This is a genomic window from Streptomyces sp. NPDC059861, from assembly GCF_042731435.1.
In the GTDB taxonomy this organism is placed as follows: Bacteria; Actinomycetota; Actinomycetes; order Streptomycetales; family Streptomycetaceae; genus Streptomyces.
The window spans coordinates 88,918-111,139 of the sequence record NZ_JBHWJQ010000029.1 but is presented as its reverse complement, the minus strand read 5'-3'; the positions used below and the strand labels follow the sequence as shown (position 1 = coordinate 111,139).

General features: G+C 72.6%; 21 protein-coding genes. 10 read left to right on the top strand and 11 right to left on the bottom strand.

Annotated elements, in window-relative coordinates; translation table 11 throughout:
- Positions 1–1,302, top strand: a 1,302-nt coding sequence (locus ACFV6X_RS24410) for a PQQ-binding-like beta-propeller repeat protein (RefSeq protein ID WP_385386728.1), incomplete at its 5' end; no start/stop codon positions are given.
- 88 nt (positions 1,303–1,390) lie between these two features.
- On the top strand, positions 1,391–1,975 hold the full coding sequence (locus tag ACFV6X_RS24405) for a hypothetical protein (protein WP_385386726.1): 585 nt from the start codon (positions 1,391–1,393) through the stop codon (positions 1,973–1,975).
- Between the two features lie 23 nt (positions 1,976–1,998).
- Here the strand turns inward: ACFV6X_RS24405 and ACFV6X_RS24400 are convergent, their stop codons facing one another.
- The 3 genes from ACFV6X_RS24400 to ACFV6X_RS24390 are packed head-to-tail and all read right to left on the bottom strand — an operon-like array spanning position 1,999 to position 4,336.
- Positions 1,999–2,775 (bottom strand): enoyl-CoA hydratase/isomerase family protein, encoded by a 777-nt coding sequence (locus ACFV6X_RS24400; protein ID WP_385386724.1) that lies wholly within the window; start codon positions 2,773–2,775, stop codon positions 1,999–2,001.
- Positions 2,772–3,182: a Zn-ribbon domain-containing OB-fold protein gene (locus tag ACFV6X_RS24395; protein WP_385386723.1), complete on the bottom strand. Its 411-nt coding sequence runs from the start codon at positions 3,180–3,182 to the stop codon at positions 2,772–2,774. The genes ACFV6X_RS24400 and ACFV6X_RS24395 overlap by 4 nt, the downstream gene beginning before the upstream one ends.
- 5 nt (positions 3,183–3,187) lie before the next feature.
- Entirely contained in the window at positions 3,188–4,336 is a 1,149-nt protein-coding gene (locus ACFV6X_RS24390) for a lipid-transfer protein (RefSeq protein ID WP_385386721.1), read from the bottom strand.
- A 94-nt stretch (positions 4,337–4,430) separates the two neighbouring features.
- Between ACFV6X_RS24390 and ACFV6X_RS24385 the strand changes: the two genes are divergently transcribed.
- Positions 4,431–6,008, top strand: a complete 1,578-nt coding sequence (locus ACFV6X_RS24385) for a FadD3 family acyl-CoA ligase (protein WP_385386719.1) — start codon at positions 4,431–4,433, stop codon at positions 6,006–6,008.
- Positions 6,009–6,118: 110 nt separating this feature from the next.
- Here the strand turns inward: ACFV6X_RS24385 and ACFV6X_RS24380 are convergent, their stop codons facing one another.
- Genes ACFV6X_RS24380 through ACFV6X_RS24370 form a run of 3 tightly spaced genes read right to left on the bottom strand, consistent with a single transcriptional unit; the run spans position 6,119 to position 8,584 of the window.
- Entirely contained in the window at positions 6,119–6,937 is an 819-nt protein-coding gene (locus ACFV6X_RS24380; RefSeq protein ID WP_365459826.1) for an ABC transporter permease, read from the bottom strand.
- Positions 6,934–7,896 (bottom strand): ATP-binding cassette domain-containing protein, encoded by a 963-nt coding sequence (locus ACFV6X_RS24375; protein ID WP_385386717.1) that lies wholly within the window; start codon positions 7,894–7,896, stop codon positions 6,934–6,936. Before ACFV6X_RS24375 ends, ACFV6X_RS24380 begins: the two co-directional genes overlap by 4 nt.
- Positions 7,897–7,912: 16 nt before the next feature.
- Positions 7,913–8,584, bottom strand: a complete 672-nt coding sequence (locus ACFV6X_RS24370) for a DUF4097 family beta strand repeat-containing protein (RefSeq protein WP_385386715.1) — start codon at positions 8,582–8,584, stop codon at positions 7,913–7,915.
- Between the two features lie 244 nt (positions 8,585–8,828).
- Between ACFV6X_RS24370 and ACFV6X_RS24365 the strand changes: the two genes are divergently transcribed.
- The gene (locus tag ACFV6X_RS24365; protein WP_385386713.1) at positions 8,829–9,581 is read left to right on the top strand and encodes a helix-turn-helix domain-containing protein; all 753 of its coding nucleotides are present in this window, start codon (positions 8,829–8,831) and stop codon (positions 9,579–9,581) included.
- Positions 9,582–9,789: 208 nt separating this feature from the next.
- Here the strand turns inward: ACFV6X_RS24365 and ACFV6X_RS24360 are convergent, their stop codons facing one another.
- The 5 genes from ACFV6X_RS24360 to ACFV6X_RS24340 all read right to left on the bottom strand — a co-directional run bounded on the left by ACFV6X_RS24360 (position 9,790) and on the right by ACFV6X_RS24340 (position 14,529).
- Positions 9,790–10,020 carry a hypothetical protein gene (locus tag ACFV6X_RS24360; protein WP_385386735.1) on the bottom strand — a complete coding sequence of 77 codons (231 nt, stop codon included), beginning with the start codon at positions 10,018–10,020 and terminating at the stop codon, positions 9,790–9,792.
- An 81-nt stretch (positions 10,021–10,101) separates the two neighbouring features.
- Positions 10,102–10,332 carry a hypothetical protein gene (locus tag ACFV6X_RS24355; RefSeq protein WP_385386711.1) on the bottom strand — a complete coding sequence of 77 codons (231 nt, stop codon included), beginning with the start codon at positions 10,330–10,332 and terminating at the stop codon, positions 10,102–10,104.
- Positions 10,333–10,448: 116 nt separating this feature from the next.
- Positions 10,449–10,901, bottom strand: a complete 453-nt coding sequence (locus ACFV6X_RS24350; protein WP_385386709.1) for a phospholipase — start codon at positions 10,899–10,901, stop codon at positions 10,449–10,451.
- A gap of 258 nt (positions 10,902–11,159) precedes the next feature.
- Positions 11,160–11,375: a hypothetical protein gene (locus ACFV6X_RS24345; protein WP_385386707.1), complete on the bottom strand. Its 216-nt coding sequence runs from the start codon at positions 11,373–11,375 to the stop codon at positions 11,160–11,162.
- A gap of 211 nt (positions 11,376–11,586) precedes the next feature.
- A complete protein-coding gene (locus tag ACFV6X_RS24340) occupies positions 11,587–14,529 on the bottom strand; it encodes a BTAD domain-containing putative transcriptional regulator (RefSeq protein WP_385386705.1) in 2,943 nt (980 codons plus the stop codon).
- 227 nt (positions 14,530–14,756) lie between these two features.
- Here ACFV6X_RS24340 and ACFV6X_RS24335 point away from each other — a divergent pair, with 227 nt between their 5' ends.
- The 6 genes from ACFV6X_RS24335 to ACFV6X_RS24310 all read left to right on the top strand — a co-directional run bounded on the left by ACFV6X_RS24335 (position 14,757) and on the right by ACFV6X_RS24310 (position 22,221).
- Positions 14,757–15,986, top strand: coding sequence for an amidohydrolase family protein (locus ACFV6X_RS24335; protein WP_385386703.1), 1,230 nt, complete (start codon positions 14,757–14,759; stop codon positions 15,984–15,986).
- Entirely contained in the window at positions 15,965–16,936 is a 972-nt protein-coding gene (locus ACFV6X_RS24330; RefSeq protein WP_385386701.1) for a TIGR03619 family F420-dependent LLM class oxidoreductase, read from the top strand. Before ACFV6X_RS24335 ends, ACFV6X_RS24330 begins: the two co-directional genes overlap by 22 nt.
- A gap of 3 nt (positions 16,937–16,939) precedes the next feature.
- On the top strand, positions 16,940–17,710 hold the full coding sequence (locus tag ACFV6X_RS24325; protein ID WP_385386699.1) for an SDR family NAD(P)-dependent oxidoreductase: 771 nt from the start codon (positions 16,940–16,942) through the stop codon (positions 17,708–17,710).
- A 95-nt stretch (positions 17,711–17,805) separates the two neighbouring features.
- Positions 17,806–18,924, top strand: coding sequence for an LLM class flavin-dependent oxidoreductase (locus tag ACFV6X_RS24320; RefSeq protein WP_385386697.1), 1,119 nt, complete (start codon positions 17,806–17,808; stop codon positions 18,922–18,924).
- 94 nt (positions 18,925–19,018) lie between these two features.
- Positions 19,019–20,749 carry an amidohydrolase family protein gene (locus tag ACFV6X_RS24315; protein ID WP_385386695.1) on the top strand — a complete coding sequence of 577 codons (1,731 nt, stop codon included), beginning with the start codon at positions 19,019–19,021 and terminating at the stop codon, positions 20,747–20,749.
- Positions 20,746–22,221 carry an aldehyde dehydrogenase family protein gene (locus tag ACFV6X_RS24310; protein WP_385386693.1) on the top strand — a complete coding sequence of 492 codons (1,476 nt, stop codon included), beginning with the start codon at positions 20,746–20,748 and terminating at the stop codon, positions 22,219–22,221. Before ACFV6X_RS24315 ends, ACFV6X_RS24310 begins: the two co-directional genes overlap by 4 nt.
- Position 22,222: the final 1 nt, after the last annotated feature.

Here is a 22,222-nt window from a genome sequence, read left to right as displayed (position 1 = left end):
GCCGTGTCCATCGGCCCCGGCCCGCGCGTCGCCGACGCCCGCGCCGCCGCCGTCAAGGCGCCCCCGCCCGAGGCGGGCCTGGCCGCCTCCTGGGCCAAGCCGCGCCCCGGCGTCAACGGCGCGGAGCCCGCCGTACCGGTGCCGCCGCCCCCCGCGCCCGCGGAGAGCCCGGGGGGCTGGCGGCCCTGGCGGTTCCGGATGTCCAACGACGTCTGGGGCACCCCGGCCGTCGCCGACGACCTCGTCTACGTCACCTCCTTCGAGGTGCACGCCCTGGACGTGGCCACCGGGCGGCGCCGCTTCAAGACCAGGGACGTGGCCTGGTCGATGGCGGTCGCGGAGGGGCGGATCCACGCCTCCGACGGCCCCACCCTGTTCGCCCTGGACGCCCGCGCGGGCACGGATCTGTGGCGGCTGTCCACGGACGCCTGGGTGTACTCCCTGAGAGCCGAGCGCGGCACCGTCGTCACCGGCACCCGCGGCGGCGGCGTCCAGGCCTGGGAGGCGGTGAACGGCCGCAAGCTCTGGGAGATCACCGGCTGCCAGAGCGACTTCGAGTCCCCCGAGGCCGGCCCCGCGCTGCACGACGGCACCGTCTACGTCTGGCAGGACGCCCGGCTGCGCGCCCTGGACGCCCGCACGGGCGACGAGCGCTGGTCGTACCCGATCGGCGACGCGGCCTCCTGCGGCGGCGTCCCGGTCCGGGTCGCGCCCGCCCCCGACGGCTACGTGTACATCACCGCCGGCACCCGTGTCCTCGCCGTGGACATCGCGGCGGGGCACGTCCGCTGGCACTTCGAGGCACCGGCCGTCTTCCTCTCCCCGCCGGCCTTCGCGCCCGGCCCCGCGGTCACCGGCGGCGGCATCTATCTCGCCGACTACCTGGGCACGGTGTACGCCCTGGACGCCACGGACGGCCGCGACCGCTGGCGCATCGCCACCGAGGCCCGCACCTCCGTCGAGCCGGTCCTGGTCGCCGCCGGCCACGTCCACGTCGGCAGCGGCACCGGCCTCTACACGCTGGACGCGGTCACCGGCACGCCCAAGTGGCGCTTCCAGGCGGGCGGCGACATCGTGGGCTCGCCCTCGGTCGCCGAGGGCCGCATCCACTTCGGCGCCAACGACCACCTCCTGTACACGCTCAAGGCCGACGACGGCCGGCTGCGCTGGAAGCTCGCCACCGGCGGCGAGATCACCGGCTCCCCGGTCGTCAAGGACGGGATCGTGTACGCGTGCAGCAAGGACCGGTGTGTCTACGCCCTCGACGCCGAGAAGGGCACGGGCACGGCCCGCACCGCCTGACGGCGCCACGGGACGCGGCGGCGGGCCGGGTGCGCGACGGTCGCCGCGTGGTGACATGACCGTGACAGGTGATCCGTAGGGTGCCGGTATGGATCTTCGGGGGCGCAAGCTCAAGCTCACGGCGGTGGCGGCGTTGGTGGTCCTGACGCTGACCGGTTTCTCGACGGGCCGGCACAGCGGCGGCACCGGCTCAGGGGGCGGAGGAGGGGGCGGCTGCAGCAGCTCCGGCCAGGACCACGACAGTTCCTCGTCGACGTCCGGCGGAGGAACCTGGTCCGGCTCGGGCCACGATGACGACGACCACGACTACGACGGTTCGTCCGGCAGCGGCGGCTACGACGACTCCTACGACGACACGGGCACCGGCTCCGGCTCGGACGACGGCTCCGGCTCCGGCGAGACGCTCCGGGACGCGACGGCCGAGCTCGTCGGCTGCGCGACCGAGCAGGACTCGTACGCCACCGTCGCGGTGACCAACCCCAACGACAGGGGTGCCTACTTCACCGTCACGGTCGACTTCCTCGACGCCGCGTCCCACCGGGTCGAGCAGGGCACCTGGGACGAGTTCGTCGGCGCGAACGAGACGGTGGACGTGCGGGTGAACCTGTCCAGTCCGGGTGTCGCGGCGAAGGTCGACCACTGCGAGGCCGAGCCGCACGCCACGGTGAACTGACGGGCGCCGCCCTCGACGGACCCTCAGCGGACGCGATGTCCACCGTGGCGGCGGGCGGCGAACAGCTCCGTCTGCCGCCCGGCCGGCAGATTCCCCAGCGCGATGAGCGCCGGCGCCTGCGCGAACGCCGCCGCCAGGGCCGCCTCGCGGCCCGCCCACAGCGCCCGTACCGTCCCCTGGACGGCCTCGGGGGGATACCCGGCGAGCACCGTGGCGCAGGCGGTGGCCGCCGCGAGTGCCTCGCCCGGCGGCGTCAGTTCGGACACCAGACCCACCTCGTACGCCCGCCGCGCCGAGAGCCGCTCCGCCGTGCCCATCAGAGCCGTCCGGGCGGCCTCCCCGTACGGCATCCGCTGCGCCATCAGCATCGCCTCGTACGCGCTGACCATCCCGTAGGAGGTGTGCGGGTCGAAGAAGGTGGCCGTCTCGTCCGCGACCACGAACTCGGCCTCCCCGAGCAGGTAGAAGGCCCCGCCGCAGGCCATTCCGCGCACGGCCACGACGACCGGCTTCCACAGGTCGTTCGCCTTCGGCCCGACGCCGAGCAGCGGATCGTCCTGCATGTACGGCGATCCCGGCTGCGGCACCGAGGCGTCCCGGTCGATGCCGGTGCAGAAGGCCCGTTCCCCGGCACCGGTGAGGACGACGGCCCGCACGGTGTCGTCGTAGCGGAACGCCCGCCAGGCGGCGACCAGTTCGCTCGCCATGGTGAGATCGACGGCGTTGAGGCGCGCGGGCCGGTCGAGGGTGACGACGGCGACGCCGGTGTCCTTGTCGGCGGTGACCTTCAGGCCGCTCATCCGTACACCCACTGCGGGATCCCGGCGTCGGTGAAGACGACCCGCACCTTGGCGCCGATCCGGACGCGATCCGGCGGCACGGAGTCGAGGGCGGCACCGGCACGGCTGACGAGGTTGCCGACGAGCCGTATCCGCGGCGCCTCGGCCAGTTCGACCACGATCACGTTGTAGGGCGCCTGCGCGGCGTAGTCGGGCAGCAGGGGCGGATGCGGGACGACGTACGACCAGATGCGCCCGAGCCCCGACATCCGGCGCCACTCGCTCGCGAAGGACTGGCAGTGCGGGCAGCAGGGGCGGGGCGGGAAGCGCAGCTCACCGCAGTCGGCGCAGGCCTGGATGCGCAGCTCGCCCTGGGCGGCGTACCGCCAGAAGGGCGCGCCCTCGGGGTCGACGACGGGACTCAGCATGCCTCTCAGCTCCTCAGCAGCAGTGCGGACGTGGGGACTCCCTCACCGGCGGTGACCAGGCAGGTCGCGGCGCCGGGGACCTGGGCGGTGCTGGTTCCGCGCAGTTGCCGCACGCCCTCGGTGACGAGGTTGAACCCATGGACGTAGGCCTCGCTCAGGCCACCGCCGGAGGTGTTGAGCGGCAGCCGCCCGCCGATCTCCAGGGCGCCGCCCTCGGTGAACGCCCCGCCCTCGCCGCGCCCGCAGAAGCCGTAGCCCTCCAGGGACAGCGGGACGAGGGCCGTGAACGCGTCGTAGATCTGCGCGACGTCCACATCCTGTGGAGTGAGGTCGGCGTGCTTCCACAGATGCCGGGCGGCACTCCAGGCGGGCCCGGTGAGCGGGTCGTCGTTCCAGTAGTTGACCATGCCGTGGTGCTGGGCGGGCAGGCCCTGCGCGGCGGAGTGGACGTACACGGGGCGTTGCCGGCAGTCCCGGGCCCGCTCCCGGGAGACGACGACGCAGGCCAGCGCCCCGTCCGTCTCCAGGCAGTTGTCGAAGAGACAGAGCGGCTCGCTGATCCAGCGGGAGGTCATGTACATCTCGCGGGTCAGGGGGCGGTCGTACATGATCGCGGCGGGGTTCTGGTTGGCGCGGTTCCGGCAGGCGAGCGCCACGTTGAAGAGGTGGTCGCGGGTGGCGCCGTATTCGTGCAGGTAGCGCCGGGTGAGCATGGCGATCTCGTCCGCCGGACGCAGCAGGCCGAACGGCCGCGTCCACTGGCCGGGGGTCGGCAGCTGGACGGTGGTGTTCGTCCACGGCCGGGGCCCGCTGCCGCGCTTCCGCGACCGCCAGGCCACGCCCACGGTCGCCTGACCGGTGGCTATCGCCGCGGCGAGATGCGCCACGGTCGCGCACGAACCCCCGCCGCCGTAGCCGACCTTGCCGAAGTAGGTGAGGTCGCCGAACCCTACGGCCTTCGCCAGTTCGACCTCGTCGGTCTCCTCCATGGTGTACGAGGCCAACGCGTCCACCTCGCCCGGCGCGATCCCGGCGTCGTCGAGGGCGGCGAGGACGGCTCGGCAGGCGAGGGTCCGTTCGTCCTCCGGAAGGTGCTTGGCGAAGGCGGTCCGGCCGATGCCGACGATCGCGGTCGCGTCCTTGAGGCCTGCCATGTCCGCGCACCTCCCTGGTGCCCACGAGACTGCTGACAGTCCGTCAGGCTACAGCTAATCTGACGGGCAGTCAGCTTGCTGTCGGGAGGCCGTTGTGCGTGGAGATCTGGAGAGCGGTGGGGAGTGGGGGAGCGTTCCGGGCCTGGTCCGGTGGGCGGCCGGGCGCTACGCGGACGTCGAGGCCGTGGTCGAGGGCCGCACCCGGGTCTCGTACGCCGACCTGGGCGCCCGGGTCGAACGGGCGGCGGCCGCCTGCATGGCCCGCGGCGTCCGCCCCGGCGACCGCGTGGCCGTCTGGGCCCCCAACTCGCTCGACTGGATCGTCTCGGCACTGGGCGCCGTGTCGGCGGGCGCGGTGCTGGTGCCGCTGAACACCCGCTTCAAGGGCGCCGAGGCGCTGGACGTGCTGCGCAGGAGCGGAACGCGGCTGCTGTTCGTGACGGGCACGTTCCTCGGGACGTCGTACGTGGCGTCGCTGCGCCGGGCGGCGGGGCCGGGCGAACTGCCGGAGCAGGTCGTCGTCCTGGCCGAGGACGCGCCCCCGGACTTCCGCACCTGGAAGGACTTCCTGGCAGAGGGGGAGGGCATCGGCGCGGCCGAGGTGCGGGAGCGGGCGTCGGCGGTGTCCGGCTCGGCGCCCTCGGACATCATCTTCACCTCCGGCACGACGGGCCGGCCCAAGGGTGCGGTGATCACCCACGCGCAGTCCCTGCGGGCGTACGACATCTGGGGCGGCCTGGCCGGCCTGCGCCCGGGCGACCGCTATCTGATCGTCAACCCCTTCTTCCACACCTTCGGCTACAAGGCCGGCGTCCTGGCCTGTCTGATGCGAGGCGCGACGATGATCCCGCAGCCGGTCTTCAACGTCGGTACGGCGCTGGCGAACATCGCTGCGGAGCGGGTCTCGGTCCTCCCCGGCCCGCCGACCCTCCTCCAGTCCCTCCTCGACCACCCCTCCCGTGCCGCGCACGACCTCTCCGCGCTGCGGCTGGTGGTGACGGGCGCGGCGGTCGTGCCGTTGCGGCTGGTGGAGCGGCTGCGCGGGGAACTGGGCGTCGAGACGGTCCTCACCGCGTACGGCCTCTCCGAGGCGAGCGGCATCGTGACGATGTGCCGCCGGGGCGACGACCCGTCGGTGATCGCCGCCACGTCGGGCAGGGCGATACCCGGCACGGAGGTACGCGTCGACGCGCCCCTCGGCACCCCCGGCGAGGTGCTGGTCCGCGGCTTCAACGTCATGCGGGGCTACTACGACGACGGGCCGGCCACGGACGAGGTGCTCACCCCCGACGGCTGGCTGCGCACGGGTGACGTGGGCGTGCTGGACGACGCGGGCAACCTGCGCATCACGGACCGCATCAAGGACATGTTCATCGTCGGCGGCTTCAACGCGTACCCGGCGGAGATCGAGCAACTGCTCGGCCTGCACCCGGAGGTGGCCGACGTGGCGGTGATCGGCGTACCGGACACCCGGCTCGGCGAGGTCGGGAAGGCGTACGTGGTCCTGCGGGCCGGGGCCGTGCTGACGGCGGACGACCTGATCGCCTGGGCGCGACGGGAGATGGCGAACTACAAGGTGCCCCGCGAGGTGGAGTTCGTGGGCGCGCTGCCGCGCAACGCGAGCGGCAAGGTGGTGAAGAACCGGCTGCGGGATGGGGGCGTGGGCGCCTAGGCCGATGCCCGTCCCCCACACGAACGGGGCGGCGTACGCCGACGGGTGTCGGTGTACGCCGCCCTCGGGTGGGACGCGTCGCGGGAGGACGGCCCGCCTCGCCACGGCGGTTACTTCGGGTCGTCGTCGAACTTGGAGGTCGACCAGAAGTAGCCGAGTGTCGCGAGGCCCAGGCACCAGGCCAGGGCCAGCCATCCGTTGTGGCCGATCCCGGTGCCCAGCAGCAGGCCGCGCAGGGTCTCGATGGCCGGGGTGAACGGCTGGTACTCGGCGACCGGCTGGAACCAGCCCGGCATCGCGTCCAGCGGGACGAAGGTGCTGGACAGGAGCGGCAGCAGGATCAGGGGCATCGCGTTGTTGCCGGCCGCCTCGGCGTTCGGGCTGACCAGGCCCATGCCGACGGCGATCCAGGTGAGCGCCGTGGCGAAGAGCACGAGCAGTCCGAACGCCGCGAGCCACTCCAGGACGGTCGCGTCGGTGGAGCGGAAGCCGATGGCCACGGCGACGGCGCCGACGAGGACCACGCTGGCGACCGACTGGAGCACGCTGCCGACGACGTGCCCGACGAGCACCGATCCGCGGTGGATCGCCATGGTGCGGAAGCGGGCGATGATGCCCTCGGTCATGTCGTTGGAGACGGAGACGGCGGTGCCGATCGTGGTGCTGCCGATGGTCATCAGCAGCAGGCCCGGGACCACGAAGGCGATGTACTCGGAGCGGTCCGGACCGCCTCCGCCGATGCCCGCGCTCATGGTGTCGCCGAAGATGTAGACGAAGAGCAGCAGCAGCATGATCGGCGTGAGCAGCAGGTTCAGGGTCATCGACGGGTAGCGCCGGGCGTGCAGGAGGTTGCGGCGCAGCATGGTGGAGGAGTCGCGCAGGGCGAGGGAGATCCGGGTCGGGCGGGTGGGTGCCAGGGGGGAACTCATCGGGCGGCCTCCGTGGACTGGTGGGGGACGACGGCGCCGCCGGTCAGGGCGAAGAAGACGTCGTCGAGGTCGGGGGTGTGCACGGTCAGCTCGTCCGCCTCGACGCCGGCGGCGTCCAGCCGGTCGAGCAGGGAGCGCAGTTCGCGCTGGCTGCCGTCGCTGGGGATCTGGAGGGTCAGCGCCTCGTCGTCCCGGGTGGCCGGGCGCAGTGCCGAGGCGGCGCCCTGGTAGGCGGCGGGGTCGGTGAAGCGGAGCCGGACGTGTCCGCCGGGGACGATCCGCTTGAGCTCCTCGGCGGTGCCCTCGGCCGCGATCTTCCCGTCGTCGAGGACGGCGATGCGGTCGGCGAGTTCGTCGGCCTCCTGGAGGTACTGGGTGGTGAGGAAGACGGTGACGCCGCCGGTGACCAGCTCCCGGATGATGCCCCACATGGTGTGCCGCGAGCGTGGGTCCAGTCCGGTGGTCGGCTCGTCGAGGAAGATGATCCGCGGGTCGCCGACCAGCGTCATGGCGATGTCGAGGCGGCGCTTCATGCCGCCGGAGTAGGTGGAGGCCGGCTTCCTCGCGGCCTCGGTGAGGTCGAACCGCTCCAGCAACTCGGCGGCCACGCGCCGCCCTTCGCGCCTGGAGAGGTGGTGCAGGTCGGCCATCAGGAGCATGTTCTCCTCGCCGGTGATCAGCCCGTCGACGGCGGAGAACTGCCCGGTGACGCCGATCGCCGCCCGCACGGCCTGCGGTTCGGCGCCGAGGTCGTGGCCCCCGACGCTGATCCGGCCGCCGGCGGGGTCGGGGGAGACGAGGGTGGAGAGGATCTTCACGGCGGTGGTCTTGCCGGCGCCGTTCGGGCCGAGCAGGGAGAAGATCGTGCCTTCCGGGACGGCCAGGTCGATGCCGTCGAGGACGGTCTTGTCGCCGTAGGACTTGCGCAGCCCGTTCGCCGCGATGGCCAGGTCGGTCATGAGAGGAACTCCTTCTTCACAGGCTGCGGGCGGTGACGTCGCCGTAGGCGGTGGTCGCGTGGAGGGTCAGGCCGGCGTCGGCGCCGTCGCTGTTCTTGAGCGTGTTGCTGATCCGGCCGTGGCTGGTGCCGGCGTCCAGGGAGGCGGAGACCCCCTGGGCGGCGCCGACCGAGATGTCGCCGTGCTCGGTGCGCAGCGTGACGGTGCCGCGCATGGCTTCGGCGATCCGGATGTCGCCCTTCTGGGTGCTGATCTCGCCCGGCCCGCCGAGCCGGCCGACCGAGATGTCGCCGGCGAGGAGGGTGAGGCGGGCCTGTGCGGCCTCGTCGAGCTTGACCGAGCCCTGCGCGCCCTCGAAGGCGACGTCGCCGAGCCGTCCGACGCCCCGGAACTCGGCGGCGGCGGCCTTCGCCTCGATCCGGGAGCCGGCCGGCAGCTGGACCGTCACCTCGACGGTTCCGGAGGCGCCGAGGATCCGGTTCTTCGCCGCAGGCACCTCGATCCGCAGGACACCGTCGCCGTAGGCGACCTCCGTCTGCTCGGCCGCCTTCACGTCGCGGCTCTTGCCGGCGTCCGCGGGGAGGACCTCGACGGTGGTGTCGGCCCGGTCGGCGGCGATGAACCGGATGTGTCCGGCGGGGATGTCGAGGACGACGGAGACCGGGGCGGGGGTGTGGAACTTCTGCATGGTGCTCTCCTTCATCTGCGTCGCGGGCCTTCCGTCGGCCCGCCGTTTCCGATGTCGTGAACGCTACGTTGCATTCACTGATCCGGCAACGTCTTCGTTGCACTGAGAAGCGATAATGGCAGCTCAGTGACGCAATTTCATTGCAATGACCCTGAACTTAACGCAACGACGCTCCCCTGTGCGTTGCAATGAAATAAAGGTGAACGCTATGCTGGGGACCTCACGCGCCACGAAGGAGACCGGGATGCCGGGAGGCAGACTCACCCAACAGGAACGTCAGCAGATCGCGCTGGGACTGGCCGACGGCCTCGCCTACGCGGAGATCGCCAGACGCCTCGACCGCCCCACCTCGACGATCACGCGCGAGGTGATGCGCAACGGCGGGCCCACCGGCTACCGCGCCGACCTCGCCCACCGCGCCACCGAACGCCGCACCCAGCGCCGCAGGCAGAGCGCGCCCCGGGGTACGCAGGCGCCCCCGCAGGCGCACGGTCGCGACGCCGAGGCCGTGCGGGCGTACGAGGAGCTGCTCACCTCCGTGTTCACGCAGTCGGGCATGCCCGCGATGATGTCCCGGGTCATGGCCTGCCTCACGACCACCGACGAGGGCAGCCTCACCGCGTCCGAACTCGTCCAGCGCCTCCAGGTCAGCCCGGCGTCCATCTCGAAGGCGGTCGCGTTCCTCGACGGCCAGGGCTTCATCCGCCGGGAACGCGACGAACGCCGCCGCGAGCGGTACGTCGTCGACGACGCCGTCTGGTACGAGTCGATGATGGCGAGCGCCCGCGCCATCGCCCAGGTCGTCGAGACCGCGCGACAGGGCGCCGGCGTCCTCGGCCCCGGCACCCCGGCCGCCATGCGCCTGGAGAACATCGCCCGCTTCTTGGACTACGTCTCGGAGAGCACGGCCCGCGCGGCGGAACAGGCCCGCGACATCCTCCACACGACGGCGGGGACCGGCCCGGACGGCACGGCCGAGCAGGGTTCAGATCACTGACGCGCAGGCCGTGTCGAGGGTCACGGCGATGGACGGTGGACGGCACCGGGGTCGCGGCGGAGCTGGTTCCAGTGCTCCCCCAGTCGCCGGCCTCGGTCGCAGTGGCGGTCGTCGGTCCTGCGGTCGCGGCACGTCGCCCCGTGGACGGACCGGCGCCGGAAGGCCAGTTGGACCGGGCTCCACCGCTGCTTGGTGACCGGTCCGCCGCTCAGGGCCGCGTGGTGGCGGCGGAGTTCCTCCACCGACCGGGCCAGCTGCCGCAGGTGGGCGATTCCGGCCAGGGGCCGAGGGCGGAGCTTGTCACCGCCAGGAGGCGCCGTGCCTCACGGAGGCCTGCGTGCGCGGCGATCCGCACCTTGGCGTCCTCCGGCGCGGCCGGCACGGCGGCCTCGACCTCGCGGACGACGCCGGTGAGCTGCCCGCGTAGACGGAGTGCGATGGCCTCCGGCTCCTGGGGGCCGGGCGGTCCGGCGTCGCCGTCCCGCGAGGTCGAGGCCGGTGGGGTGGCGGGTGCGCGCCGTCATGGCAACTCGCGCCTCGAACGGGCGTTGACGGCCGCGACCGCAGCGCTGAGACCGTCGCTGGTCCTGACCGGCTTCAGGTCTTCGGGGCTCGCGTCCCACTCCACACCCCCGCCGGGGGGCCGCAGTTGGACGTACGGCCCCTCGAAGCCCATCACCTCGCCGATCCGCTGACTGCGGTTGTCCTCGACGATCTCGTGCAGCCTGGGCTCGTAAGCCACCGCCGTCACCGCGCCTCCCCGGCCGGGGGAGTCGGCGCCGACGGGCGGTACTCGGGGCTCGGTGGGGAGCCGGAGGGACCGGAGCGGGGCGCCGTGGGCGGCGTGGCGCCCCGCTGCGGACCAGGTCAGCCGAAGGCGCGGACGGCCTGGTAGTACGTCCAGGCGGTGCTGTTGCAGGCGGTCTTGGTGGCGCCGCTGTAGCCGTTGCAGACCCGCTTCAGGTCCTCGTAGAAGGCGCTGTCGAGGCGGTCCTTGTTGGCGCTGAAGGAGCCGGCGGCCTTGTAGTTGCGGTAGCCGAAGTCGTGACGGGCGCAGGACGTGGAGAAGGGGAAGCCGAAGGGGTTGTCCGGCGAGGTGGAGCAGTAGTCGGTCGACCAGTCGAAGCCGTACGCGGCCCAGGCGCCCTGGTTCGCGCGCGCGGCGGTCCAGGCGTTGTAGCTGGACGCGCTGGTCTGCGTCCAGCTGGACAGGACCTGGGGCTTGTCGGCCGGAGCGGCCCCGGCGGTCGTCGCGGTGGCGACGACGGTGACCAGGGAGAGGGTCGCGGTGGCGAGAGCGGTCGCGAGTCTGCGGTGCATTCCCACACCTCCATGAGGCTGTTGCCCGCCTGTCGGGCTACAGGTTCATGACAAGATGATTGACATCGCAACAGCTTCTTCACACCGCGCCGACCGAAAGGATCTCTGAACTCTCGGCGCGGTCCGGGGATCGGAACATGAACCTCCGGGGGCGCAAGTGACGGGACGTCATCTGTGTGCCGTGCGAGGCTTTCTGGACATGACTCGGCCGCGGCGGCTCCCCTCCCCGCCGCCGCGGCCGTACCCCGTCGGGTTGGCTTAGTTGGCCGGCTCGCTCGTCGCGTGCTGGTCCAGCGGCTTGGCCTCGCCGCCGGTCGCGTGCTGGTCCTGCGTCGTCAGTTCGCCACCGGTCGCGTGCTGGTCCAGGAGTATGGCCTCACCGCCCGTGGCGTGCTGGTCCTGCGTCGTCAGCTCTTCACCGGTGGCGTGCTGGTCCAACGGCTCGACGACGGGCTCGCTCTTCTTCTCGCTCATGACGGTCAACTCCCGGTTCATTTCTCAGGCCAGAGGTCCGACGCCCGGAACAGCGACTCCCCCGCGGGCCGCCGTCCGGGCGTCGATCGGCCGATCAGACTAACCTCACGGCCTCGGCGTCGCTCCGCAACCTCCGCCTGCGGAGAACGACATGAGCGAGCATGCAGGACGCCGATAAACGTTCGCTGAACGCCCCGCTCCCCGCGACGCCTCAAGCCACCGCCGCCGGTGTCAGCAACCCGCGCACCTCGTCCGCCTCCGGGGCGTCCAGGTCCTCGTAGATGCCGAGCGCCTCCCGCCAGCAGACCTGGGCGCGGCCCGTCTGGCCGATGCCGTTCAGGGCGCGGCCGAGGGCGGTGAGCACCAGGCCGCGGCGCCATTCGCCGCCGATGCCGCGCAGCACGGTCAGCGCCATCTCCGCGTTGGACGCCGCCTTGGCCGGGCGCCGGGCCGCGAGGTCCACCTCGGCGAGGCGGAAGAGGGTCATGCCCTCCCAGAGGCGCTGGCGGCTGTCCCGGAAGGTCTCCAGCGCCTCCCTCAGGCTCTCCGCCGCCAGCCGCAACTCGCCGCTGCGGGTGAGCGCCAGCCCCAGCGCGTAGCGGCCGTTGGCCCCTCGCAGCGCGTTGCCCATCCCGTCGTAGATGTCGATGCCCTGCTGGGCGAGGGCGATGGCGCTGTCGACCCGCCCGGTGGCGAGGTGGATCCGGGACAGGTTGCACAGGGCGCTGGCCTCGCCCGGCCGGTTGCCGTTGGCGCGGAAGTTGTCGATCGCCGCGTTGAGGTGCAGTTCGCCCTCGGCGTGGCGGTTCTGGTAGATCGCGATGATGCCGCGGGTGTTGGGGGCCCAGCAGCTGGCCACCGGGTCGGACGCGTCGCGCGCCATGCGCAGGGCCTCGACGGCCGCCGCGTCGGCCTGGTCGAAGCGTCCGGCGACCATGTGGACGTCGGTGAGCGTGGTCAGCGCGCGCCCGGCCGCCCACGCGTCCCGGGCGGCGTGTGCGCGCTCCAGCGCCGCGTTGGCGGCGATCTCGTACTCGCGTGCGTTGGCCCCGGACTCCGCCAGGTCCTTGGCCGCCCACAGCAGGTCGACCGCCCGCCGCAGCCGCCCGTCGCCCACGGACCGGCGCACGCAGGACAGCAGGGCGCCCGCCTCGGCGTAGAGCCAGTCCTGGGCGGCGTGCCGGTCGGAGAAGGACAGTCCCGGGTACTTCGTCACTTCCAGGTGGTCCACCAGCCGGTCGCCCGGCCGCTCCATCGCGTAGACCCCGGCGGCGGTGGCCAGGTAGAAGTCCAGCAACCGCGACATCGCCGCCTCCCGCTCGCTGGGCAGGTGCTCGTCCCGTTCGGCGCACGCGCGCGCGTAGAGCCGTACGAGGTCGTGGAAGCGGTAGCGGCCGGGTGCCGCCGATTCGAGCAGCGACATGTCCACGAGGGACTCCAGCAGGTCCTCGGCGTCCTCGGCCGCCAGGTCCAGCACCGCCGCCGCCCCGGCCAGCGAGATGTCCGGCCCGTCGGCGAGGCCCAGCAGCCGGAACGCCCGTGCCTGGGCGGGCTCCAGCTGCCCGTAGCCCAGCTCGAAGGTCGCCTTCACCGCCAGGTCGCCGGCCTGGAGTTCGTCCAGCCGCCGGCGTTCGTCGGCGAGTTTGACCGCGAGGACCGAGACCGTCCAGGTGCGGCGGGCCGCGAGGCGGGACGCGGCGATGCGGATCGCGAGCGGCAGGAAGCCGCACGCGGCGACGACGTCCAGCGCCGCCTCCCGTTCGGCGGCGACCCGCTCCTCGCCCACGATCTTCGTGAACAGCGACAGCGCCTCCTCGGGCGACATCACGTCCAGGTCGATCAGGTGCGCCCCGGCCAGGTCCACCATCCGCGCCCGGGAGGTCACCAGCGCCGCGCACCCGTCCGTGCCGGGCAGCAGCGGCCGTACCTGGGCGGCGTCGCGGGCGTTGTCCAGAAGCACCAGGACCCGGCGGCCGTCCAGCACCGACCGGTACAGCGCCGCGCGCTCCTCCAGGGAGTCCGGGATCGCCGCGTCGGGTGTGCCGAGGGCGCGCAGGAACGAGCCGAGCACCGTCTCCGGCTCCGCGGCCCGCGAACCGGCGCCCTGGAGGTCGACGTACAACTGCCCGCCGGGGAACGCCGACCGCGCCTGGTGCGCCACATGGACCGCCAGCGTGGTCTTGCCGACCCCGCCGATCCCGGCCAGCGCCGACACGGCCATCACCCGGCCGCCCGCCGAGGCCAGCACCTCGCTCAGCTCGGCCACGAACGACGCGCGGCCCGTGAAGTCGGGCACGGTCGCGGGCAGCTGCGCCGGGCGCACCGGGGCGGCGGGCGGCTCGGCGACGGGCGCCGACGGCTCCGCGAGCCCCGGGTCGGCCGTCAGGATCCGCTGCTGCAACTCCCGCAGTCCCGCCCGGGGGTCGACGCCCAGCTCGTCCGCGAGCAGGCGCCGCGTGTCGGCATAGACCGCGAGCGCCTCCGCCTGCCGGCCCGACCGGTACAGCGCCAGCATCAGCAGTTCCCGCAGCCGCTCGCGCAGCGGGTGCGCCGCCGTCAGCGCGGTCAGCTCGGAGACGGCCTCCGCGTGGCAGCCCTGCTCCAGGTCCATGTCCAGACGGGATTCGAGGAGTTGCAGCCGCCACTCCTCCAGCCGTACGCGCTGCGCGTCGGCGTACGGCCCCGGCACGCCCGCCAGCGCCTCCCCGTCCCACTGGCCCAGCGCCCGGGCCAGCAACTCGCGCGCCCGGCCCAGCTCCCCCGCGCCGCGCGCCTTCTCGGCCTCGGCCGCGAGGTCCTGGGCGACCGCCAGGTCCAGCGCGCCGTCCCCGACCGAGCGGATCGCGTAGCCGCCGGACTCGCTGACCAGCACGTCGGGGTCCAGCGCCTTCCGCAGCCGCGAGGCGTACGTCCGCACCGCCGCCAGCGCCTGCGAGGGCGGCTCCTCGCCCCACAGCGCGTCGATCAGCTGCGCCGCGGTCGCCGTACGGCCCTCGCGCAGCAGCAGCGCTGCCAGCAGGGCGCGTTGCTGCGGGGAACCCGTGGCGAGCGGGTCGCCGCCGCGCCAGGCACGTACCGGTCCGAGCACACCGAAGCGCAGCGTGACGGGCTCTCCCGCTCCGCCCGGACGCCTCTGTGCCGGCACCCCGTCCATAGCCGTCCCCCTAGACAACATGAGCAATGCTGTCAGTTTGCCTTGCTCGGGCGGATGCGTCAGCCGCCCGAGACCGCGGTCACAGCGGGGCGCACGGGATCCCACAAGCCCCACACACCCTCTTCGCACACTTCCGCACTGACCTGAGCACGAAGGGGCGTCCGAGATACACCCCCGTCACCCACCAGATAGCTGACGATCCGTCAGATCAGCGCTACCGTGCCCCCATGGACACTGGATTCCCGCAGATCATCTCCGTGGACGACCACACCGTCGAACCCCCAAACGTCTGGCAGGACCGCCTCCCGAAGAAGTACGCCGACACCGGCCCCCGCATAGCCCGGGCCCCGCTGAAGGAGATGAGCTTCCTCGGCGGCCGCTTCAAGCCCGTCATGGGTCGGCCCGGCGACGACGGCCCGATCGGCGACTGGTGGATCTACGAGGACCTGCACCGGCCCCTGACCCGCCTCGACACCGCCGTGGGCTACAGCAGGGACGAGATCAAGCTGGAGATCATCACCTACGAGCAGATGCGCCAGGGCTCGTACGACGTCCCCGCCCGCCTCGCCGACATGGACGTCAACCACGTCCAGTCCGCCCTCTGCTTCCCGACCTTCCCGCGCTTCTGCGGCCAGACCTTCACCGAGGCGAAGGACCACGAGCTCGGCCTGCTGTGCGTCCAGGCCTACAACGACTGGATGGTCGAGGAGTGGTGCGGGCCGTCGGCCCGGGGGCGGCTCGTACCGCTCACCATCATCCCGCTGTGGGACGCCGAGCTGGCCGCGGCGGAGGTCCGCCGAAACGCCGCCCGGGGCGTCCGCGCCGTGGCGTTCTCCGAGATACCTCCGCATCTCGGCCTGCCCTCCGTCCACACCGACGACTGGGACCCCTTCCTCGCCGCATGCGACGAGACCGGCACGGTCGTCGCGATGCACATCGGCTCCAGCAGCCGCATGCCTTCCACCTCGGCCGACGCACCGCCCGCCGTCGGCTCCACCATCACCTTCGCCAACTGCTGCTTCTCGATGGTCGACTGGCTGATGAGCGGCAAGTTCGAGCGCTTTCCCCACCTCAAGGTCATGTACGCGGAGGGCCAGATCGGGTGGATCCCGTACATCCTGGAGCGCGCCGACGTGGTCTGGGAGGAGAACCGGGGCTGGGGCGGCGTCGCCGACAAGGTCCACCGGCCGCCGTCCGAGCTGTTCGCCGAGCACGTCCACGGCTGCTTCTTCGACGACGCCTTCGGGCTGCGCAACCTCGACTCCATCGGCGTCGGCAACGTGCTCTACGAGACGGACTACCCCCACTCCGACTCGACCTGGCCGAAGTCCAGGGAGGTCGGCGAGGCCCAGATGGGGCATCTGGACGCGGACGTGGTCGAGCGGATCGTGCGCGGCAACGCGATCGAACTGCTCGGGCTGACGGAGGACGGACTGTGGCCCGGGGCGAAGCGGTGACCGGCTCGGACGGCGGCGGCACCGCTCCGGAGTACGGCATCCAGCTCCCGGTCCAGTCCCAGAGCACCCTCTATGCCGAACCCTGGGAGGCCGGCGCGGGACGGGACGACCTCGTGGCCGTCGCCCGCGCCGCCGACCGCGCCGGGTTCGGCTACGTCGCCTGCTGCGACCACGTCGGCGTCCCGCGCCGTCTCGCCCCCGCGATGAGCACGGTCTGGTACGACCCCGTGGCCACCCTCGCCCACCTGGCCGCCGTCACCGATCGCGTCCGGCTCCTGTCCCATGTCGCCGTCGTGGGCCTGCGCCACCCCCTGCTCACCGCCAAGCAGTACGCCACCCTCGACCATCTCAGCGGGGGGCGGCTGATCCTCGGCGTCGGCGCCGGTCACGTACGGGAGGAGTTCGAGACGCTCGGGGTGGACTTCACCCAGCGCGGGGCCGTGCTGGACGAGACCATCGACGCGCTGCGGGCCGCGCTCGGGCCGGAGGAGTTCCCCGTCCACCACGGAAAGCTCCACGACTTCGAGGGACTCGGGCAGCTGCCCCGGCCCGCCCAGCGGCACGTCCCTCTATGGGTGGGCGGATCGTCCCCGGCGGCGGTGCGCCGGGCCGCGCTCAAGGGTGACGGCTGGCTGCCGCAGGGCGACCCCCGTGACCGGCTGCCCGGTCAGATCGCCACGCTGCGGCGGCTGCGCGCCCAGGCCGGCGTCGACACGCCGCTCACCGTCGGCGCGATCGCCGAGCCGCTGTACGTGGGCCGCCCCGACTGGGACGTCGGCCGGCGCACCCTCAGTGGCCCGCCCGAGGCCCTCGCCGAGTCGCTGCGTGAGTTCCCGGCGATGGGCGTGCACCAGATCCAGGTGCGGTTCCGCAGCCGGAGCCGCACCGAACTCGAGGACCAGATCGCGGCGTTCGGGCGGGACATCGGCCCGCTGCTGACCCAGGAGTGAGATATGGGCAAACTGGACGGACGTGTCGTGATCGTCACCGGTGCGGCGCGGGGGCAGGGGGAGCAGGAGGCCCGGCTGTTCCGGGAGGAGGGTGCCGACGTCGTCGTCACCGACGTCCTCGACGACCAGGGCGAGGCCCTCGCCAAGGAGATCGGCGCGCGCTACGTCCATCTCGACGTGGGCCGCGAGGACCAGTGGTCCGCCGCCGTCGCCGCCGCCAAGGAGACGTACGGACGGATCGACGGCCTCGTGAACAACGCCGGCATCCTGCGCTTCAACGCCCTGGTGGACACGCCGCTAACCGAGTTCATGCAGGTCGTGCAGGTCAACCAGGTCGGCTGCTTCCTCGGCATCCGGGCCGTCGCCCCGGAGATGGCGGACGGCGGCACGATCGTGAACACCGCGTCGTACACGGGGATGACCGGCATGGCCGCCGTCGGCACGTACGCGGCGACCAAGCACGCCGTCCTCGGCCTCACCCGCGTCGCCGCGCTGGAGCTGGCCCATCGCCGGATCCGCGTGAACGCCGTGTGTCCCGGCGCGGTCGACACGGCGATGTCCAATCCGGCCGCGCTGGATCCCGGCGCCGACCCCGAGGAGACGCGCCGGGCCCTGGACGGTCTGTACCGCAAGCTGGTGCCGCTCGGCCGGGTCGGGCGGCCCGAGGAGGTGGCCCGGCTGGCCCTGTTCCTCAGCTGCGACGACTCCTCCTACATCACCGGCCAGCCGTTCGTGATCGACGGCGGCTGGCTGGCCGGGGTCACCATCATCTGATGGACCGTCAGCTATTGACGGTGCACACAGGTGGTGCCACAGTCGGCCGCACGACGACCTGACGATGCGTCAGAAGCAGAGGACGGTGAACCTCCGTGGAATTCGGGCTCTTTGTACAGGGATACGTGGGCAAGCGCGCCGAGACCGACCCGCTCGCCGAGCACAAGGCGCTGATGGAGGAGACCGAGTACGTCATCGAGGCGGACCGGTCCGGCTTCAAGTACGCCTGGGCGTCCGAGCACCACTTCCTGGAGGAGTACTCGCACCTCTCCGCCAACGACGTGTTCCTCGGCTACCTCGCGCACGCGACCGAGCGCATCCACCTGGGCTCGGGCATCTTCAACCCGCTCGCCCAGGTCAACCACCCGGTCAAGGTCGCCGAGAAGGTCGCCATGCTCGACCACCTCAGCGGCAACCGCTTCGAGTTCGGCAGCGGCCGGGGCGCGGGTTCGCACGAGATCCTAGGGTTCCTCCCCGGCATCACCGACATGAACTACACGAAGGAGATCTGGGAGGAGACGATCGCCGAGTTCCCCAAGATGTGGCTCCAGGACGAGTACGCCGGCTTCCAGGGCAAGCACTGGTCGCTGCCGCCCCGCAAGGTGCTGCCCAAGCCGTACGGGAAGTCCCACCCCGCGATGTGGTACGCGGCCGGCTCGCCGCCGTCGTACGCCATGGCGGCGCGCAAGGGGCTCGGGGTGCTGGGCTTCAGCGTGCAGAAGGTGGCCGACATGGAGTGGGTGCTGGAGCAGTACAAGACGGCGGTCGTGGACGCGGAGCCGATCGGGGACTTCGTCAACGACAACGTGATGGTGACGACCACCGCGATCTGCGCGCCGACGCATGACGAGGCGATACGGATCGCCGTGAACGGTGGGCTGCACTACCTGCCCTCGCTGGTGTTCCGGTACCACGACACCTTCCCGCGGCCCGAGGGGTTCCCGGTGTGGCCGCAGACGCTGCCCGAGTACACGGCGGAGTTCGTGGAGGTGCTCATCGAGGAGGAGCTGCTGATCTGCGGCGATCCGGACGAGGTGCTGCGGCAGTGCAAGCGGTGGGAGCAGGCGGGCGCGGACCAGCTGAGCTTCGGGTTGCCGGTGGGGGTGCCGAAGCAGGAGACCCTGCAGACGATCCGGCTGATCGGGGAGCACGTGATTCCGAAGATCGACACGGATCCGGTGCACAGGACGTCCCGGTTCCGGCAGGGGGTCTGAGCGTCGTTTCGGGGTGCGGGTGCGTCGTGGCCGTTCGCGCGGTTCCCCGCGCCCCTCAGGTGCCTCATCGCCCCGGAGTTGCAGGAGGAGCGTCATGCTTGATCACGTCATCAGGGGCGCGTCCGTCGTGGACGGAACCGGCGCGCCCGCCCGCACCGCCGACGTCGGCATCCGGGACGGCCGGATAGCCGTCGTCGGCCACCTCGCCGAAGCGGCCCGTACCACCGAGGACGCCACCGGGCTCGTCCTCGCGCCCGGGTTCGTGGACCCGCACACCCACTACGACGCCCAGCTGTTCTGGGACCCGTACGCGACGCCCTCGCTCAACCACGGGGTCACCACCGTCGCCGGCGGGAACTGCGGGTTCACGCTCGCGCCGCTCCATCCGGACCGGCCCGAGGACGCCGACTACACGCGCCGGATGATGTCCAAGGTCGAGGGGATGTCGCTGGTCGCGCTGGAGGAGGGCGCGCCCTGGAGCTGGCACGGGTTCGGGGAGTACCTGGACGCCCTGGAGGGGCGGATCGCGGTCAACGCCGGTTTCATGGTGGGGCACTGCGCCCTGCGCCGGTACGTGATGGGGCCGGACGCCGTGGGCGGCCGGCCGACCGAGGAGCAGCTCGCCGCCATGGTGCGGCTGCTGCACGACGCCATGGACGCCGGGGCCTGGGGGCTGTCCACCACCCAGTCGTCCACCCACTCGGACGGCGACGGGCAGCCGGTCGCCTCGCGGCACGCCGGGCCCGCCGAGCTGCTGGCCCTCTCCCGCGCGGTCGGCGAGCGCGAGGGGACGCAGATCGAGGCGATCGTCGCGGGCTGCCTGGACCAGTTCAGCGACGCCGAGATCGACCTGTTCGTGGAGATGAGCGCGGCGGCCGGACGCCCGCTGAACTGGAACGTCCTGACGATCGACGCGTCCGTCCCGCAGCGGGTGCCCCGGCAGTTGCTGGCGAGCGAGCGGGCCCGCAAGGCGGGCGGCCGGGTCGTGGCGCTGACGATGCCGATCCTCACGCCGATGAACATGTCACTGGGCACCTTCTGCGCGCTCAACCTCATCCCGGGCTGGGGCGAGATCCTCGGCCTGCCCGTGCCCGAGCGGATCCGGCGGCTGCGGGATCCCGCCGTACGGGAGGGGATGCTGGAGCGGGCGGCGTCGAAGGAGGCGGGCGTCTTCCGGCGGCTGACGGACTTCGGCCGGTACGTCGTCGGTGACACGTACAGCGCGGAGAACGCCGGGGTGTCGGGCCGGGTGGTGCGTGACATCGCCGCCGAACGCGGTCAGGAACCCTTCGCCTGCCTGGTCGAGATCTGCGCCAACGACGACCTGCGCACGGTCCTGTGGCCCATGCCCACCGACAACGACGCCGCGTCCTGGGCGCTGCGCGCCGAGACCTGGCAGCACGAGGACGTCCTGCTCGGCGGCTCCGACGCGGGCGCGCACCTGGACCGCATGTGCGGCGCGCCGTACACCACGCGCTTCCTCGGGGACTGTCTGCGGGGGCGGAAGCTGGTGGGCCTGGAGCAGGCGGTGAAGATGCTGACCGACGATCCGGCCCGGCTCTTCGGGCTGAGGGACCGGGGCCGGATCCAGGAGGGCTTCCACGCCGACCTCGTCCTGTTCGACCCGGAGCGCGTCGACGCGGGAACGGCCACCCTGGTGCACGACCTGCCGGGCGACAGCCCCCGGCTCGACTCCCGGGCGATCGGCGTGCGGGCGGTCTGGGTCAACGGCGTCGAGGCGATCCGCGACGACGTGGTGAGCGGGGCGGTGCCGGGGCGGGTGCTGCGGTCGGGGCGGGACACCCGCACGGTGAGCACCCGGTGAGCCGGCGGCTGTTCATCGACGGGGCGTGGGTCGAGCCGGACGGCGGCGCCTACGAGGTGACCGACCCGGCGACCGAGGAGACCGTCGGGTGGGCGCCGGAGGCATCGCGCGAGCAGGTGCGCTCGGCCTGCGCCGCCGCCCGCGAGGCCTTCGGGCCGTGGTCGCGCACGGCACCCGAGGAGCGGGCGGCGATCCTCTCCCGGGCGGCCGACATCATCGCGGGCCACCTGGAGCCGTACGCGGAGCTGGCCCGTGCGGAGACCGGGGCGACCACGGTCACGGCGCGGCGTATGCAGGTCGGGGTCGCCGCCGCCCGCTTCCGCCGGTACGCGCGGATCGAGCCGGCCGAGTGGCCGATCGCGCCGCAGATCAACGAGGCCGGTGGGGGCGCCTCCCACGCCTTCAGGGCAGTGGGGGAGGGGAAGGCCGGTGTGATGGGCGCGCTGGCCGTGCGCCAGCCCGTCGGTGTCGTCACCTGCGTCACCTCCTACAACAACCCCTGGGCGAACACGGCCGGCAAGGTGGCCCCCGCCCTGGCCATGGGCAACACGGTGGTGGTGAAGCCGGCCCCGCAGGACCCGCTCTCCGTGTACCGGATGGCGGAGGCGCTGCAGACCGCCGGTGCGCCCAGGGGCGTCGTCAACGTCGTCTCCGGCCGGTCGGCCGGGGTCGGCGAGGCGGCCGTCGAGTCCGCCGACGTCGACATGGTGAGCTTCACCGGCTCCACGGCGGTCGGGCAGCGCATCGCCGAGGTGTGCGGGCGCTCCATGAAGCGCCAGTTGATGGAGCTGGGCGGCAAGGGCGCGGCGGTCGTGTTCGACGACGCGGACCTCGCCTCGGCGGTGGCCGGCATCGGCACGACGTTCTCCTTCTACAGCGGCCAGATCTGCACGGCACCGACCCGGGTGCTGGCCCAGCGGGGTGTGTACGACCGCCTGGTCGAGCAGCTGGCCGCCTACGCGGGCCGTCTGAAGGTCGGCGACCCCCGGGAGCGGGACACCGTGGTCGGCCCGCTGATCTCGGCGGCGCACCGGGACCGCGTGGAGTCGTACGTCGAACTCGGCCGCAAGGAGGGCGCGGTGGTCGTCACCGGAGGCGAACGGCCATCCCTGGACACCGGCTTCTACGTCGCGCCGACACTTCTCGCGGACTGCACCAACGACATGCGGGTGGCCCGCGAGGAGATCTTCGGCCCGGTGGTCGTCGTCGTCCCCTTCGACGACGAGGACGAGGGCGTGGCCCTGGCCAACGACAGCGACTACGGCCTCATCGACTACGTCTGGTCCGGCGACGTGGCCCGCGCCTTCCGGGTGGCCCGCCGTCTGCGGGCCGGCGGCGTCGGCGTCAACACGGTCGGGCGCAACATGGAGGCGCCGTTCGGCGGTTTCAAGCGCAGCGGCGTGGGCCGCGACGTCGGCTCGTACGCCCTGCACGCCTACAGCGAGGTGCAGGCGATCGTGTGGCCGGGGTGAG

What these genes read in the sequence shown, in the direction of transcription:
- ACFV6X_RS24365 (WP_385386713.1), top strand. Translation starts at nt 8,829, where the DNA reads ATGCCGGGAGGCAGACTCACCCAACAGGAACGTCAGCAGATCGCGCTG.
- ACFV6X_RS24345 (WP_385386707.1), bottom strand. Translation starts at nt 11,375, where the DNA reads ATGAGCGAGAAGAAGAGCGAGCCCGTCGTCGAGCCGTTGGACCAGCAC.
- ACFV6X_RS24395 (WP_385386723.1), bottom strand. Translation starts at nt 3,182, where the DNA reads ATGCTGAGTCCCGTCGTCGACCCCGAGGGCGCGCCCTTCTGGCGGTAC.
- ACFV6X_RS24405 (WP_385386726.1), top strand. Translation starts at nt 1,391, where the DNA reads ATGGATCTTCGGGGGCGCAAGCTCAAGCTCACGGCGGTGGCGGCGTTG.
- ACFV6X_RS24370 (WP_385386715.1), bottom strand. Translation starts at nt 8,584, where the DNA reads ATGCAGAAGTTCCACACCCCCGCCCCGGTCTCCGTCGTCCTCGACATC.
- ACFV6X_RS24340 (WP_385386705.1), bottom strand. Translation starts at nt 14,529, where the DNA reads ATGGACGGGGTGCCGGCACAGAGGCGTCCGGGCGGAGCGGGAGAGCCC.
- ACFV6X_RS24390 (WP_385386721.1), bottom strand. Translation starts at nt 4,336, where the DNA reads ATGGCAGGCCTCAAGGACGCGACCGCGATCGTCGGCATCGGCCGGACC.
- ACFV6X_RS24325 (WP_385386699.1), top strand. Translation starts at nt 16,940, where the DNA reads ATGGGCAAACTGGACGGACGTGTCGTGATCGTCACCGGTGCGGCGCGG.
- ACFV6X_RS24400 (WP_385386724.1), bottom strand. Translation starts at nt 2,775, where the DNA reads ATGAGCGGCCTGAAGGTCACCGCCGACAAGGACACCGGCGTCGCCGTC.
- ACFV6X_RS24335 (WP_385386703.1), top strand. Translation starts at nt 14,757, where the DNA reads ATGGACACTGGATTCCCGCAGATCATCTCCGTGGACGACCACACCGTC.
- ACFV6X_RS24315 (WP_385386695.1), top strand. Translation starts at nt 19,019, where the DNA reads ATGCTTGATCACGTCATCAGGGGCGCGTCCGTCGTGGACGGAACCGGC.
- ACFV6X_RS24375 (WP_385386717.1), bottom strand. Translation starts at nt 7,896, where the DNA reads ATGACCGACCTGGCCATCGCGGCGAACGGGCTGCGCAAGTCCTACGGC.
- ACFV6X_RS24380 (WP_365459826.1), bottom strand. Translation starts at nt 6,937, where the DNA reads ATGAGTTCCCCCCTGGCACCCACCCGCCCGACCCGGATCTCCCTCGCC.
- ACFV6X_RS24350 (WP_385386709.1), bottom strand. Translation starts at nt 10,901, where the DNA reads ATGCACCGCAGACTCGCGACCGCTCTCGCCACCGCGACCCTCTCCCTG.